The sequence below is a fragment of the Amycolatopsis sp. MJM2582 genome (assembly GCF_000754115.1).
GTDB lineage: Bacteria > Actinomycetota > Actinomycetes > Mycobacteriales > Pseudonocardiaceae > Amycolatopsis > Amycolatopsis japonica.
Genome location: NZ_JPLW01000002.1, coordinates 518,952 through 534,041 on the forward strand (window position 1 = coordinate 518,952; position 15,090 = coordinate 534,041).

General features: G+C 70.2%; 14 protein-coding genes. 8 read left to right on the plus strand and 6 right to left on the minus strand.

Translation table 11 applies throughout. From position 1 onward, the window contains the following. The first annotated feature begins 54 nt into the window (after positions 1-54). Entirely contained in the window at positions 55-1,080 is a 1,026-nt protein-coding gene (locus ED92_RS12585) for a metallophosphoesterase (RefSeq protein ID WP_235213259.1), read from the plus strand. A 419-nt stretch (positions 1,081-1,499) separates the two neighbouring features. Here the strand turns inward: ED92_RS12585 and ED92_RS12590 are convergent, their stop codons facing one another. The 3 genes from ED92_RS12590 to ED92_RS12600 all read right to left on the minus strand — a co-directional run bounded on the left by ED92_RS12590 (position 1,500) and on the right by ED92_RS12600 (position 6,132). Beyond that, a complete protein-coding gene (locus ED92_RS12590; protein ID WP_037339881.1) occupies positions 1,500-2,585 on the minus strand; it encodes an iron-siderophore ABC transporter substrate-binding protein in 1,086 nt (361 codons plus the stop codon). Between the two features lie 113 nt (positions 2,586-2,698). Beyond that, entirely contained in the window at positions 2,699-4,450 is a 1,752-nt protein-coding gene (locus ED92_RS12595) for an ABC transporter ATP-binding protein (RefSeq protein ID WP_037337197.1), read from the minus strand. After that, the gene (locus ED92_RS12600) at positions 4,447-6,132 is read right to left on the minus strand and encodes an ABC transporter ATP-binding protein (RefSeq protein WP_037337200.1); all 1,686 of its coding nucleotides are present in this window, start codon (positions 6,130-6,132) and stop codon (positions 4,447-4,449) included. Before ED92_RS12600 ends, ED92_RS12595 begins: the two co-directional genes overlap by 4 nt. A gap of 102 nt (positions 6,133-6,234) precedes the next feature. Here ED92_RS12600 and ED92_RS12605 point away from each other — a divergent pair, with 102 nt between their 5' ends. Together ED92_RS12605 and ED92_RS12610 are read left to right on the plus strand one after the other, a co-directional pair. Further along, a complete protein-coding gene (locus ED92_RS12605; protein ID WP_037337204.1) occupies positions 6,235-7,278 on the plus strand; it encodes an iron ABC transporter permease in 1,044 nt (347 codons plus the stop codon). A gap of 23 nt (positions 7,279-7,301) precedes the next feature. Further along, the gene (locus ED92_RS12610; RefSeq protein WP_052120697.1) at positions 7,302-8,339 is read left to right on the plus strand and encodes an iron chelate uptake ABC transporter family permease subunit; all 1,038 of its coding nucleotides are present in this window, start codon (positions 7,302-7,304) and stop codon (positions 8,337-8,339) included. Here the strand turns inward: ED92_RS12610 and ED92_RS12615 are convergent. Next, positions 8,320-9,171 (minus strand): DMT family transporter, encoded by an 852-nt coding sequence (locus ED92_RS12615; RefSeq protein ID WP_037337210.1) that lies wholly within the window; start codon positions 9,169-9,171, stop codon positions 8,320-8,322. The genes ED92_RS12610 and ED92_RS12615 overlap by 20 nt on opposite strands. 131 nt (positions 9,172-9,302) lie before the next feature. On the opposite strand from ED92_RS12615, the gene ED92_RS12620 reads away from it, so the two are divergent. The 3 genes from ED92_RS12620 to ED92_RS12630 all read left to right on the plus strand — a co-directional run bounded on the left by ED92_RS12620 (position 9,303) and on the right by ED92_RS12630 (position 11,750). Next, positions 9,303-9,827 carry a DinB family protein gene (locus ED92_RS12620; RefSeq protein WP_037337212.1) on the plus strand — a complete coding sequence of 175 codons (525 nt, stop codon included), beginning with the start codon at positions 9,303-9,305 and terminating at the stop codon, positions 9,825-9,827. Between the two features lie 18 nt (positions 9,828-9,845). Continuing rightward, positions 9,846-10,556 (plus strand): MBL fold metallo-hydrolase, encoded by a 711-nt coding sequence (locus ED92_RS12625; RefSeq protein ID WP_037337214.1) that lies wholly within the window; start codon positions 9,846-9,848, stop codon positions 10,554-10,556. Positions 10,557-10,646: 90 nt separating this feature from the next. Further along, entirely contained in the window at positions 10,647-11,750 is a 1,104-nt protein-coding gene (locus tag ED92_RS12630) for an LLM class flavin-dependent oxidoreductase (RefSeq protein WP_037337216.1), read from the plus strand. 4 nt (positions 11,751-11,754) lie between these two features. Here ED92_RS12630 and ED92_RS12635 read toward each other — a convergent pair whose 3' ends face one another. Further along, on the minus strand, positions 11,755-12,522 hold the full coding sequence (locus ED92_RS12635; RefSeq protein ID WP_037337219.1) for an IclR family transcriptional regulator: 768 nt from the start codon (positions 12,520-12,522) through the stop codon (positions 11,755-11,757). Between the two features lie 41 nt (positions 12,523-12,563). Here ED92_RS12635 and ED92_RS12640 point away from each other — a divergent pair, with 41 nt between their 5' ends. Both ED92_RS12640 and dmpG read left to right on the plus strand, forming a co-directional pair. Then, on the plus strand, positions 12,564-13,466 hold the full coding sequence (locus tag ED92_RS12640) for an acetaldehyde dehydrogenase (acetylating) (RefSeq protein WP_037337221.1): 903 nt from the start codon (positions 12,564-12,566) through the stop codon (positions 13,464-13,466). Beyond that, positions 13,463-14,497: a 4-hydroxy-2-oxovalerate aldolase gene (gene dmpG, locus ED92_RS12645; RefSeq protein ID WP_037337223.1), complete on the plus strand. Its 1,035-nt coding sequence runs from the start codon at positions 13,463-13,465 to the stop codon at positions 14,495-14,497. The genes ED92_RS12640 and dmpG overlap by 4 nt, the downstream gene beginning before the upstream one ends. Here dmpG and ED92_RS12650 read toward each other — a convergent pair. Next, the gene (locus ED92_RS12650; protein WP_016334041.1) at positions 14,488-15,081 is read right to left on the minus strand and encodes a TetR/AcrR family transcriptional regulator; all 594 of its coding nucleotides are present in this window, start codon (positions 15,079-15,081) and stop codon (positions 14,488-14,490) included. The genes dmpG and ED92_RS12650 overlap by 10 nt on opposite strands. Positions 15,082-15,090 lie beyond the last annotated feature (9 nt).

Here is a 15,090-nt window from a genome sequence, read left to right on the forward strand (position 1 = left end):
GTTGTTCAGAAGCACGACCGAATCCGGCCATAAAACGTGAGTAGCGTTCGGGTTATGGATCGAAGAGCGTTCATGGTGGCCGCCGGTGGTGCGGCCGCGGGAGTGACGATGCTGCCGGGACAGGCCGAGGCGCAGGGGAAGTGGGGGCCACGCGGGCCTGTCGTCCGCTTCAACATCCTCAGCGACATCCAGGGTGACCTGACCGATTTCGGCAAGGCGCTCGACGACCTGCACGCGATCAACCCGGGCAGCGCGGGCCTCGGTATCGCGGGTGACCTCACCCCGCGCGGCTACGACTTCGAGTACGCCCAACTCCGTTCGACCTTCGACAAGCACCCGCATCCGCGCGAGGTCGCGTGGGCCATCGGCAACCACGAGTTCTACGTCCCGAAATGGCGCGATCCCGACACCCTCGCCCAGGAGACCTGGCCCAACGGGACGACCGAGGACTCGCTGTTCCGCAGTTTCTACCGGTTCGCGGGCCGCAACACGGTCTACAGCGAGACGTCGTTCGGCGGGGTTCCGGTGCTCTGCCTCGGGACCGAGCGGTACGCGAAGTACCACGACCCCAAGCTGTGGGACGAGGTCTGGATGAGCGACGCCCAGTTCACCTGGCTGGAGCAACGGCTTCGGTACTGGTCGAACCGGCGCAGCCCGGTGATGGTGCTGACCCATCATCCGTTGCCCAACACGGTTTCCGGTACGCACAACAAGCTCTACCGGTCCGACTACCTCCAGCCCGACCGGCTGCTTTCGATTCTCGGCCGTCACCGGGACGTGTTCCTGTTCTCCGGGCACACGCACTGGGATCTCAACCTGTCGGACTGGGTGGTCCGCCGGGTGGTCCCGGGCACCGGCAACCTCGAAGGGTTCACCGTGGTCAACACCGCGGCCGTTCAGACCGGGTGGACGGATGACGGCAAGGGCGGGGAAGTGTCCCTCGGCGGTGCGTTCAACCAGGGACTGCAGGTCGAGGTCTCGTCGGGCTCGGTGGTGATCAAGGCCCGCGACTTCACCACGAAGACCTGGCTGAAGCAGATCACCGTGCCGCTGCACAACTCCCGCCCTCGTGACCTTTGACCGTCCACAAAGGATGCCCCGGGGGCAAACGGCCGATCTGGTCGCTTTGTGCGGGGGTCGTGAGTGTTTTGGGTGGTTCTAACCCTCCTTATCACTCACGACCCTGCATGGATACGGATATCAAGGCATCAATCGGACGCCTGATCGGCACGGATGCGCCACCTTTGCTTACCTCTCATGAGAACCAAAGGACTCGCGTGACTGGCGGGAGGGCACACGTGTTCGGGCGGACGACACGCGTGATTGGACGGACGGCTCGCGGCGGCCGCGAGCGTGTCGTCCATCTGATCACGTGTGTCGTCCGGTCAGACACGCGAAAGCGCCGGTTCGGGCCGGAGCACGTGCCCGATAGCGCGTGAAGGCCTCCTTCCCTCGGCTCAGCCGAGGGAAGGAGGCCTTCACGCGCAACGGCCAAAGGCTCAGCTGGCCGGCTTGACCTCGGTCTTCGGGTCACCGTCGACCGCCGCGGAAAGCTGCGGGACGATCCGGTCGATCACGTAAGGCAGGCTCAGCACGGTCACGAAGGAGACCGCGCTGCCGTAGTTGCCTTCGTTCTCGATGAAGACCTCGCGCTTTTCCTTCGCCACCTTGAGGCCGGTGTAGAGCGCGTCCTTGCCGAGGATCTCCTGCGCCTTGGCCGGGGTGTCGATCAGCCACACGAGCGCGTCGCGGTCGAGGAGGTCGGTCCGTTCGGCGCTGAGGCTCTTGCCGAACTTGTCACCGATGACGGCGTCGAGGTCGGCGGGCAGCTTGAAACCGAGCGATTCGAGGATGTGCGAGCGGCCGTCCTGGCTGCCGTAGACGAAGTAGCCCTCGTAGGTCGACGCCATCAGCGCCGACTTGCCCGCGAACTCCGGGTGCTCCTTGCGAGCCTGGGCGAACTTGTCCTCGACGGCCTTGACCAGTTCGTTCGCCTTGGTGGCGCGCCCGACGGCCTGGCCGACCTTCTTGGTCGCCTCGTTCCACGGGATGCCGTAGTCGTTGTACTCCTTGGGCTGCGCGACGACCGGGACGCCGATCTGGCTCAGCTTGTCGTACTGCTCCTTGGTGAGCCCGGAGTACAATGCGATGATCAGATCCGGCTTCAGCGCGGCGATCTTCTCGTACTGCGGCCCGTCCACGTCCTTGAGCACCTCGGGCAGCGCGGCACCGCCGAGCTTGTCTGTCGCCCACGGGCCGATCGTGCCGGGGAACTTGCCGAGCCATTCGGTGACGCCGACCGGGACCACGCCGAGGGCGAGCAGCGCGTCCTGTTCGGTCAGGCCGACCGTGACGACGCGTTTGGGCTCCTGGGTGATGGTGGTGCTGCCGTATTTGTGCTCGATGGTGGTCGGGAACGCGTTCGCGTCGACCGCGGAGCCGGCGGAGTTCTGCGCGGCCGGGGTGGCCGACTCGCCGCCTCCTCCGCACGCGGTGAGCGAGGCGGCCAGCACCAGGGCGGACGCCAGTACACCGGCGGTCTTCAGGCGCCCTCGCGCGGCGGAGAGGGTGGGGATTCGGGCCATCATCCGTCCTTCGTGATCGGAGGTCCGGCGGTATGCCGGATTAATCGAGAATCAGGTTTGGCTAACCTAAGACGCCGACCGGCCGATTGCAACCGGTGACGCTGCGTCCCGGATCACGTCTGTGAACGGTTGTCCGACCAGGCCGCCCAAAGCGTTGCGTATTGACCACCCGCGGCCACCAGTTCGTCGTGTGTCCCGCTTTCGACGATCACGCCCGCGTCGAGCACGACGACGCGGTCCGACGCCGCCGCCTGCGTCAGCCGGTGTGCGACGACGAGACCGGTCCGTCCCTCCAGGGCGGCGGCCGCCGCGGCCTCGAGGACTTTCGCGCCCGCGCTCCCGGCTTCCGCGGTGGCCTCGTCGAGGATCGCGATCGGCGGATCCGCGAGTACCAGCCGCGCCAGCGCCAGCTGCTGCGCTTGGGTCACCGTCAGCCGATGCCCGCCCTCGCCGACGACGGTCGCGAGACCCAGCGCCTCCGCCCAACCCCGTGCGCCGACCTTTTCCAGTGCTGCCACCAGGTCCGCGTCGGACGCGTCTGGACGGGCCAGCCGGAGATCGTCCGCCAGCGAGCCGGCGAAGACGTGCACCTCCTGGCTGATCAGCGCGACCGCCCGCCGCGTGGCGGACGGCCCGAGCTCGTCGAGGGGGACCCCGCCGACGCAGATCGTTCCCGAAGCCGGGGCGTGGATCCCGGCGATCAGCTTGGCCAGCGTCGTCTTCCCGGCCCCGCTCGCCCCGACCAGCGCGACCCGCTCACCGGGGGAGAGGTCGAGGTCGACGTCCCGCAACACCGGATGTCCGTCCACATAGGAATGGGAGATCCCGGCCGCCTTCACCGACGCGTCGACGGGCCTCGCGGGCCGCTCGGGTTCGCGCGGCGCGGGCAGGTCGGCGACGCCGATCAGCCTGGCGAGACTCGCGGCGGCCGCTTGCGCGTCGTCCACCAAGGCGAGAGCGGTGTTGATCGGGCCGAACAGGCTGTGGAAGTACAACGCCGCCGCCGTCGCCGCGCCGACGGTCACCGCGTCCGCGCCCACCAGCAGGAAACCGGCCGCGAGCACGGCCGAGAGACCGATGAACTCGGCGAGGTTGAGGCGGGCGAAGAACTTCGTCATCAGCCGGACGCCGCGCAGCATCAGGTCCATCGCTCCCTCGGACCGCTGCCGCACACGCTCCACGTGGGCGTCGGCGAGCCGGAACGCGCGGACGGTTTTCGCGCCGCCGATCGTGTCGAGCAGTTGCTGCTGCTGCGAACCCGTCGCGATCCGCTGCTTCGCGTACAACGGGACGGCGTTGCGGACGTACCAGCGCACGGTGTGCAGCTGGATCGGCGCCGCCAGCAGCGCGGCCAGCAGGAACCGCCAGTCCAGGACGGCGAGCGCGCCGAGCGTCAGCACGATGGTGAGCACCGAGCGGCCCAGCTCGGGAAGGGCTTCGCGGACCGCCCTCGCGACCACCGTGACGTCGTTGGTGACGCGGGCGGTGAGGTCGCCGGAGCCCGCGCGTTCGATCTGTTCCAGCGGGAGCCCCAGCGCGCGGTCGACGAACCGTTCGCGCAGGTCCGCCAGCAGTGTTTCGCCGAGTTTCGCGGTGAGCGAGACACCCAGCGCCGTCGCGATCGCCTGTGCGACGGCGACCAGGACCAGCGCCACCACCGGTGTCGCCAGTTCGATGGCCGGTCGTTTTTCGATGACCAGGTCGACGATGTGGCCGAGCAGGCGGGCGGTGAGCAGCCCGATCGCGGTGGCGCCGACGAGCATCGTGAGCGCGCCCGCCGCACGGGCCTTCGACGTCCGGAGCAGTTCACCGAGGACAGCCCGGATCCGCTTGCCGTCGGCGGTGGGCAGGAGTTCGCGGGTCATGACAGCACCGCCGCGCGGTAGTCGGCGCGATCGCGGACGAGTTCGGCATGACCGCCTTCGCCGGTGATCCGGCCGCCGTCGAGCACGACGACGCGGTCCGCCACGGAGAGCAGGGCGGGGCTCGTGGTCACCAGGATCGTGGTCCGTCCTCGTCGTAGCCGGGCGAGCCCGGTGGCGATCTTCGCCTCGGTCACCGTGTCGACCGCCGTCGTCGGATCGTGGACGACGAGCACCGGCGCGTCCGCGGCGAGCGCGCGGGCGAGCGCGACCCGTTGCCGCTGGCCGCCGGACAGGGAACGTCCGCGTTCGGTGACCGCGGTCCCGGTGCCGTCCGGCAGCGCGGCGGCGACCTCGTCCGCCGCCGACGCGGCCAGTGCCTCGTCGAGCGGGCGGTCGCCGGCGTGGACGTTCTCCGCGAGCGTCCCTTCGAACAGGTCCGCGTCGTGCGCCGCGACCAGGACGACCTCCCGCACCCGTTCGGGGTCCACAGTGGACAGATCAACGCCGTCGACGTCGACCCTGCCCTCGGCGGGATCGCCCGCGCGGCCGAGGCAGTCGAGCAGATCGGTCGCGGCGGCCGGATCCGCGGCGACGACACCGATCAGCTGCCCGGCCGGGATGTCGAGGTCGACACCGCGAAGGCTGCCGTACGAGACCGCGGAGAGCCGCACGTTACCGGCGGTGGGCGACGGGAGTTCGCCGTCGCCCGATTCCACCGCGGCGGGTGTGGTCAACAGGTCGGCGACCCGGGACGCGGAGGCGCGGCCCTGTGCCAGTTCGCCGTTGACCCACGAGAAGATCAGGAACGGCGTGAGCAGGAACTGGGCGAGCCCGACGGCCGCGACGAGGTCGCCGACGCTGATCGAACCCGACGACGCGAGATGCCCGCCGACGAGGGCGACGATCGCGATGAAGACGCCGGTCAGCGCGAGCACCGCGCCGTCGTGCCAGGCCTTGGCCCGCGCGGCGCGCAGCGTCGCCTTGAGCGAGTCCTGGCTCGTGTCGCGGTAGCGGGCGACGGCCGCGGGTTCGGCGCCGATGCCTTTGAGCACCCGCAAGCCGGACACCAGGTCCGTGGCGACCCCCGAGGCGTGCGCGGACCGTTCCTGTTCCGCCTCACTGCGGCGTTCGAGCGGTTTGCCGATGAGATGCGCGAGGTACAGCAGCGGTGGCGTGCCCAGCAGTACGAGGAGACCCAGCGGAAGCGAGATGCGCAGGAGGGCGACCGCGCTGACCAGCACTCCGGCCAGCGCCGCGATCCCGAACGGCAGCACCGCGTTCACCACGCCGACGCGTTGCGCGTCGCTGGTGCCGATGTTGACCAGTTCCCCGGCGAGCTTGCCGTTTTCGGCGCCACCGCCGGGATGCAGGACCCGGCGGCTGATCGCGATGCGGAGGTCGTGCGCGGCCCGCAGCGACGCGCCTTCGGCCGCGCGCGCGGCGAACCGGTAGCTGTAGGACAGTCCCGCGAAGACCACGGCGAGCACGGCGAGCCAGAACACGAGTGTGCCCACGGAACCGCCGTCGACCGCCTGGTCGATCACCACGCCGATGATCACCGGGACGAGTGCTTCGCCGCCCTGGTGCCCGGCGGCGAGCACGGACGCGAGCGTGACCTGCCGTCGTTGCCCGGAAATCGCCTGGCGCAGGACGCTTCGGCTGGTGGTGGCCGTTGCGGTCACCGGCGCCTCCTAGTGGGGAGTAGGTAAGGCTAGTCTAAGTAGGTAGCTCGTTGAGGTGAACTCCGGCGTTCGGTTAGCCTCGCCTCACTCGAAGGAGGTCCCGTGGTCGTCACCGAACGCCCGCCCGAAGCGGCGTCCCCGCCCAGCGCGGCGGCACGGACGTTCCGCGCCGGCGGTCTGGTGATCGGGCTCGCGCTGCTGGCGCTCGTCTTCCTGCTCAGCATCTGGGTGGGGTCGAAGAGCATCCCGTTCACCTCCACCTGGTCGGTGCTGTGGCACAACGACGGCTCGACCGACGCGGTGATCATCCACGACCTCCGCATCCCGCGGACCCTGCTGGGCCTGGTCGTCGGGGCGGCGCTCGGCCTCGCGGGCGCGGTGATGCAGGCGCTCACCAGGAACCCGCTCGCCGACCCCGGCCTGCTCGGCGTCAACACCGGTGCCTCGGCCGCCGTCGTGTCGGGGATCGCGTTCGCCGGTGTCACCAGCGTGCTCGGCTACATCTGGTTCGCCTTCGCCGGAGCCGCGATCGCCTCGGTCGTGGTGTACGCCCTCGGCTCGGCGGGGCGCAGCGCCACACCGGACCGCCTGGTGCTCGCCGGCTCGGCCGTGATGGCGGTGCTGCAGGCGTACATCGTCGGTGTGCTGCTGCTGATGCCGGAGACGTTCAACCAGTTCCGGTTCTGGAACGTCGGCTCGCTCAGCGGCCGCAAATGGGACGTGTTCCTGCAGATCTCGCCGTTCGTCGTACTCGGCGTGATCATCGCGCTGCTGCTCGCCCGCCCGCTCAACGTCCTCGCGCTCGGCGACCAGACCGGCAAGGCGCTCGGCGCCCATGTCGGCCGCACCCGGGTGCTGGGTGCGGTCGTGGTGATGCTGCTTTGCGGCGCGGGCACCGCGGCGATCGGACCGGTCCTGTTCCTCGGGCTCGCCATTCCGCACGCCGCGCGGATGCTGGTCGGCCCGGATCAGCGCTGGGTGCTGCCGTACTCGATGCTGCTCGCGCCGATCGCGCTGATCGGCGCCGACGTCGTCGGCCGCGTGCTGAACCCGCCGGAGGAACTGCAGGCGGGGATCGTCGTCGCGTTCCTCGGGGCGCCGGTGTTCATCGCGCTGTGCCGCCGCCGGAAGCTGGCCCGCCTGTGAACGCGATCAAGGAGCATCCCCGGATGAGCACCCGCGTCCTGCGCACCCCGGGCGGCGGGCTTTCCCTGCGCGTCACCCCGCGGGCGGCGATCGTCGTCACCCTGCTGGCCGTCGCCGTGTTCTTCGTCGGCGCGGTCAGCATGACCACCGGCGACTACCCCCTGTCCGTCGGCGAGGTCATCCAGACGCTGTTCGGTTTCGGCGACCGGGCCACCGAGTTCATCGTGACCACCCTGCGGCTGCCCCGGCTGCTGACCGCCCTGCTGGTCGGCGGCGCGCTCGCGGTCAGCGGCGCGATCCTGCAGAGCCTGTCCGGGAATCCCTTGGGCAGCCCCGATTTCATCGGCTTCACCGAAGGCGCCGCGGCCGGGGCGCTGCTGATGATCATCGTGGTGCACGGCGGCATGCTCCAGGTTTCGCTGGGCGCGCTGGTCGGCGGCGTCGCGACGGCGGCGTTGATCGCGCTGCTCGCGCTGAAGGGCGGCGTGCACACCTTCCGCCTGATCCTCGTCGGCATCGGCGTGAACGCGATGCTCATCGCGTTCAACTCCTATCTGATCACCAGGGCCGCCTGGCAGGACGGGCTCGCGGCGCAGGCCTGGCTGGTCGGCGGGCTCAACGGACGTGGCTGGGAGCACGTCGTCCCGGTCGCGATCGCCATCGCCGTCCTGCTGCCGCCCGGGTTCGTCTACGGCAGAAGGCTTTCCCTGCTGGAGATGGGCGACGATTCGGCCATGGGGCTCGGCGTGCCGGTCCAGCGGAGCCGGATCGTGCTGCTCGGTGTGAGTGTCGGACTGTGTTCGATCGCGACGGCGGCCGCCGGGCCGATCGCGTTCCTGGCCCTCGCCGCGCCGCAGCTGTCGAAGCGCCTCACCCGGTCTTCGGGCCCGGGGCTCGCCGCCGCCGCGCTGATGGGCATGCTCCTGCTGGTGACGAGTGATCTGGTCACCCAGCAGTTCTTGGCGGGTCTGCCTGTCGGCCTGGTGACCGGGGCGATCGGTGGGCTGTACCTGGCCTGGCTGCTGGTTTCCCGGCGCGGGGTCAGCCGGGCTGCGCGCTGACCGGCTCGATCGGCGCGGGCTCGCCGAAGCGGGCCAACGCGAGCGCCGCGGAGACCGCGAGCGCGAAGCCGACGACCGCCACGGCCGCAAAACCCGGGCGCGTGGTGTCGCCCAGTACGAGCACGCCGATCAGGGACGGGAAGACGGTCTCACCGATCACCATCATCGCGGTCGAGGTGGTGACACTGCCGCGTTGCAACGCGGTGGCGTAGAACAACATCGCCAGCGCGCCCGCCACACCCAGCGTGTACGTGGCGGGGTCGGTCAGCAGATCCAGCGGGGCGAGGCTGGTGAGCGCGCGGCCGGAAAGCGCGACGACACCGAAGCACAGACCCGCGATCAGGCCCAGCGCCGGTGTCCGGATCCGCCGTGCCGCGCGGCCGGCGAACATCCCGGCCGTGCCGAGGACGACCACCGCGCCGATCAGCACGAGCCGGAAACCCAGCCCGGTCGGCTCCGAACCCTCGCTCTCCGCCGACATCCCGAGCAACGCGAGCCCGGCGCAGACGACCGCGACCGCCGTCCACTCGCGACGGCCCAGCCGGACGCCGAGCGTGCGCGCGGCGACCGCGGTCACCGCGAGACTGCCCGCGAGCGCCGCCTGGACCACGAAAAGCGGCAGCACGCGCAGGGCCGCGACCTGGGCGACGAACCCGATGACGTCCAGCGCCAGGCCCGCGACGAACTTCCACTGCCGCAGCACCCGCACGAGCAACCGGGGATCGACTCGGTCTTCGGTGCCCGAAGTCGCCTTCGCGGCGATCGCCTGCATCACCGAAGCGACGCCGTAGGCACAGGCCGCGAAGAACGCGCAGATCAATCCCCACCACATGAAACGAGCCTAGCCCTGTGATGCCCTCGCGTGATCACGCGAGTTCCGCCTTCAATCACGCGAGTTCGCCGCTCAATCACGCGAGTTCGCCGTCTGATCACGCGAGTTCGCCGGATGTGTAGGGTGAGCGCATGTCGAACACGAGTTCGAGAACCGCCGAGCCGGTGGAGCGGGCCTGGCCGGACCGGATCGCCGAGGACGAGACCGGGATCCAGTGGGACTTCCTGCGTTTCCTCCGCGCGACGGCGGTCAACAAGGTCGCCGGGCTGACCAGGGACCAGGCGGCCGCGACACCCTTGCCGTCGTCCCCGCGAATGAGCGCGCTGGGAGTGCTCAAACATCTGACCGCGGTGGAACGCTGGTGGCTTTCGATCGAGGCGGGCGGCGCCGACCTGCCGTCGCTGTGGGAAGGCTCACCGGATCCGAGCTGGGATCTGTCCGAGGACGACGATCCCCGCTCGGTCGTCGAGGCGTACCGCGCCGAGTGGGCGTTGTCGGAGTCGTCGCTGGCGGGGGTCTCGCCGGACGACCGGGCGCGCAGGTCGGGGAAGTTCACCGTGCGCTGGGTGCTCGCCCACGTCCTTCAGGAGACCGCGCGCCACGTCGGGCATCTGGACGTCTTGCGGGAGCTGGCCGACGGAACCACCGGCGAATAGCACCGTAAGGTGTGCGCCATGGCTGACAGGCTGTACTTCCGGCAGTTGCTCGCGGGCCGCGACTTCGCGGTGGGGGATCCCGTCGCGACGCAGATGGTCAACTTCGCGTATCTGATCGGCGACCGGGAGACGAACGAGGCCGTCATCGTCGACCCGGCGTACGCCGTGGGCGATCTGCTGGACCTGCTGGAAGCCGACGGCATGCGGCTGACCGGCGTCCTCGCCACGCATCACCATCCCGACCACGTCGGTGGCGAGATGATGGGGTTCTCGCTGCCGGGCATCGCGGAACTGCTGGAACGCGTCCAAGTGCCGATCCACGTCAACGGCGCGGAAGCCGAGTGGGTCCGCCGCATCACCGGCGTCTCCGGCACGGACCTGCGTTCGCACGAGCACGACGAGGTCGTTGAGGTCGGCGCGGTGCCGATCCGGCTGCTGCACACGCCGGGCCACACCCCGGGCAGCCAGTGCTTCCTGGTCGACGGGAAGCTCGTCTCGGGCGACACACTGTTCCTCGAAGGCTGCGGCCGGACCGATTTCCCGGGCGGTGACGCGGAAGCCATCTACCGGAGCCTGCAGTGGCTGGCCGGGCTGGACGGCGATCCGGTCGTCTACCCGGGGCACCAGTACTCCGCCGAGCCGTCGGCGAACCTGTCGCGGGTGAAGGACACGAACTTCGTGTTCCAGCCGAAGTCGCTGGAGGAATGGCGGCTGATGTTCGGCGGCTGAGGCGCATCCAGAGGACTAAATGCGTCCAGATCGCGGGACGCGGAGCCCGCCGATTGACCCGGCCCGCCCCGGAAGCCGAAGCTCGGAACCGTGACGCTCAAGCTGCATTGGTTCCTGCCCACCACCGGGGACGGCCGGACGATAGTCGAGCACTTCCACGCCAGCCGCGCCGCCGGAGCGTCCTCCGCGCGTGAGCCGAGCCTCGACTATCTCGCCCAGGTCGCTCGCGCTGCCGAGGCCAACGGCTTCGAAGGCGTGCTGACGCCGACCGGCACCTGGTGCGAGGACGCCTGGCTGACGACGGCCGCGCTGATCCGCGAGACGCGCAGCCTCAAGTTCCTCGTCGCGTTCCGGCCAGGGACGATCTCGCCGACGCTGGCCGCGCAGATGGCCGGCACGTTCCAGCGGATCTCGCAGGGGCGCGTGCTGCTCAACGTCGTCACCGGCGGCGACGCGGTCGAGCAGCGCCGGTTCGGCGACTGGCACGACCACGACGAGCGCTACGCCCGCACCGGCGAGTTCCTCGAGATCGTGCGCGGAGTGTGGAGTGGCAAGCCGTTCGATTTCGACGGCGAGCATCTCAAGGTCGAGGGCGCGACCACGCGCGCGGCGCCGGATCCGGTCCCGCCGATCTACTTCGGCGGGTCGTCCGCGGCGGCGCTGCCGGTCGCGGCGGCACACGCCGACGTCTACCTGACCTGGGGCGAGCCGCCCGCGCAGGTCGCCGAGAAGATCGCCAAGGTACGCGAACTCGCCGAGGAGCAGGGGCGCAAGATCCGCTTCGGCATCCGGCTGCACACGCTTTCCCGTGACACGTCGGCGGAAGCCTGGGCGGAGGCGGGGAAACTGCTGGACGCGATCGACCCGGAGCGGATCGCCCACACCCAGGAACAGTTGTCCGCCAGCGAATCCGTCGGCCAGCAACGGATGGCCGCGCTGCACGGCGGGAAGACCGACGGCGGCGTCCACGGTCTGGAGGTGTACCCGAATCTATGGGCCGGGATCGGCCTGGTGCGCGGTGGAGCGGGCACCGCGCTCGTCGGCAGCCACCGCGAGGTGGCCGACCTCATCGAGGAGTACCACGCGCACGGCATCGAGGAGTTCGTCCTGTCCGGATACCCGCATCTGGAAGAGGCGTACTGGTTCGGCGAAGGGGTGCGGCCGGAGCTGGCCCGCCGCGGGCTCGTCGCGTAAACCCTTACAGGGTGCGGGAAAGAGCCAAAGCGGCGGTCCGGACGGCCGGCGCGACGCGGTTCGTGTGCATGCGATTCGCCCAGCCGGAGATCGACAACGCCGCCACCGCGACACCGTGCGCGTCGAGCAGCGGGCTCGCGGCGCAGACAACGCCGACGCCGGACTCCTCCCGCTCGAACGCGATCCCTTCGCCGTGGATCTTGGCGAGCTGACGGCGCAGCAGACCGGCGGCGGTGATCGTCCGCACGCTGACGCGAGGCAAACCTGCGTCGATCACTTGTGTCACCACGGATTCCGGGGAGAAGGCGAGGATCGCCTTGCCGACGCCGGTGGCGTGCGCGGGGAACCGGCCACCGATCCGGGACGGCAGCGACGGCGCGTCCGGTCCCCGCAGGATGTCGAGATAGACCACCTCGGTGCCTTCCAGCACGGCGAGGTGCACGGTGTTGCGGGTCGCCTCACGCAGATCCGCGAGATACGGCCGCGCCGCCTCGACCAGCCCGCGACGCCGGACGGCCAGCTGGCCGATCTCGAACAGCTTGAGCCCGAGCCGCAACGCCGCGCCCTCGCGTTCGAGCAGACCGGTCGCGACCAGATGGCCGGTGAGCCGGTGGACGGTGGACTTCGCCAGCCCGGTCCGCCGTGCCAGCTCGGAGACGCCGAGCGCGTCGTCGCCGGGCCGGAAGGCGGAGAGCAGCGCGGAGATCCGGGCGGCGACGAGGCCGTCCGCTCCGGTTCGTTCGGTGTCGTCGTTCCGCCCAGCGGCACGCATGGGTTGAGTGTGCCCTATCCGCTCGGGGAGCGTCACCTGGCATGGCGCAACGGAAAGCGGTGGCCGCGATCGTCGGTCCCGGGAACATCGGCACCGACCTGCTCGCGAAGCTGAGGCGCAGCGAGCACGTCGAGGTGCGGTACATGGTCGGCGTGGACCCGGATTCGGACGGGTTGGCGAAGGCCGCGGAACTCGGGCTGGAGACCTCGGCCGGTGGTGTCGACTGGCTGCTGTCGCGGGACGAGCTGCCGGACCTGGTCTTCGAGGCGACTTCGGCGAAAGCGCATCTGGCGAACGCGCCGCGGTACGCCACCGCCGGGATCCGCGCGATCGACCTGACCCCGGCCGCGGTCGGCCCGTTCACCTGCCCCGCGGTGGGCCTGCCCGAACGGCTCGACGTGCCCAACGTCAACCTCATCACCTGCGGCGGCCAGGCCACGATCCCGATCGTGCACGCGGTGTCGCGGGTGACGCCGGTGCCCTACGCCGAGATCGTCGCGTCCGTCTCGTCGCGTTCGGCCGGGCCGGGCACGCGCGCGAACATCGACGAGTTCACCGCCACGACGGCGCGCGGGATCGAACTCGTCGGGGGAGCGAGCCGTGGCAAGGCGATCATCATCATCAACCCGGTCGAACCGCCGATGATCATGCGCGACACGGTGTTCTGCGCGATCGACCCGGACGCGGACTTCGACGCGGTGAGCGAATCCATCCACCGGATGGTCGAGACCGTCCAGGGTTACGTGCCGGGCTACACGCTCAAAGCGGATCCGCAGTACGACCCGCCCCGGCCGGGCTGGAGCGGGCAGGCGCGGGTCGCGGTGTTCCTGGAGGTCGCCGGGAACGGGGACTTCCTGCCGAAATACGCCGGGAACCTCGACATCATGACGGCCGCGGCCGCCCGTGTCGGTGACCTTCTGGCCACCCATGAGGTGGCGGCATGAGCTGGGACGACGTGAACCGTGAGGTCCGGCTGGTCGACACCAGTCTGCGCGACGGCAGCCACGCGATGGCGCATCAGTTCACCGAGAAGAACGTGCGTGACACCGTCCGGGCGCTGGACGACGCCGGGGTCTCGCTGATCGAGGTCAGCCACGGCGACGGGCTCGGCGGCTCGACGTTCAACTACGGCTTTTCCCTTGTGGACGAACGGAAGCTGATCGAGGCGGCGGTCGACGAGGCGCGGCGGGCGAAGATCGCGGTGCTGTTGCTGCCGGGACTCGGCACGGTCGGCGACCTGCGGGTGGCCGCGGACCTCGGGGCAGGCGCGGTCCGGATCGCGACCCACTGCACCGAGGCCGACGTCTCCGTCCAGCATTTCGGCGCGGCGCGCGAGCTCGGGCTGGAAACGGTCGGTTTCCTGATGCTGTCCCATATGTCCACGCCCGAGGCGCTGGCGGAACAGGGCCGGATCATGGTCGACGCCGGGTGCCAGTGCGTGTACGTCGTCGACTCCGCCGGGGCGCTGATCCTCGAGGACGCGGGCGAACGCGTCGCCGCGCTGGTCGCGGAATTCGGGGACGAGGCGCAGGTCGGCTACCACGGGCACCAGAACCTGAGCTTCGGCGTCGCGAACTCGGTGCTCGCGTACCGGGCGGGCGCGCGGCAGATCGACGGTTCGCTCGTGGCGCTCGGCGCGGGCGCGGGCAACTCGCCGACCGAGGTCCTCGCGGCGACCTTCGAGAAGCTCGGGATCCGCACGGGCGTCGACAAGGACGTGCTGATGGACGCCGCCGAGAACGTCGTGAAGCCCTACATCACGCGGCTGCCGGTGATGGACCGGTCGTCGATCGTGCAGGGTTTCGCCGGGGTGTACTCGAGTTTCCTCCTGCACGCCGAACGCGCCGCGGAACGCTACGACGTCCCGGCGCACGAGATCCTCTACCGCGTCGGCGCCGCGAAGTACGTGGGCGGGCAGGAGGACATGATCATCGACATCGCCCTGCAGCTGGTCGCCGAACGCGGTCAGGGTTGACGGTCGGCGCCGAGCACGAGGCGGACGCAATGCTCGATCAGGCGCTCGCGGCTCACCTTGAGCGAGCCGTCGAGGTAGGCGATGAACACGTTGCTCAGCGCGCCCACCAGCCCGATCGAGGTCATCTGCCGCTCGGCCGCGTCACCGTGGGACAGCTGCCCGCTGACCAGTTCGGCGAACGAGGGGAGGAGCGCGATCCCGCGCGTCGTCAGCGCGGGATCGGTGATCGGCGCGAGCAGGAGCACCCGGCCCTTGCGCGGGTCGTCGAGCATCAACTCGACGAAGGCGCGGACGGCCGCCTTCGCCCGTTCGGCGGGTTCGGCCGTGTCGCTCACCGCGTCGACCAGCGCTTGCCGGGCCTGCTCTCCGATGTGCTCGTAGACCGCGACGACCAGTTCCTCGCGGTCGGTGAAGCTCTCGTAGAAGTACCGCTCGGTCAGCTTGGCGTGGCGGCACACCGCGCGGACGCTCACCCCCGCGCTGCCCTGGGTGCCGAGCAGGTCGAGGCCCGCGTCGACGAGTTGTCCCCGCCTCGCGGCCTTGCGGTCGTCCAGGGTCGTGCCTGCCCAGCTGCGGCCGGCCATGATCGGCTC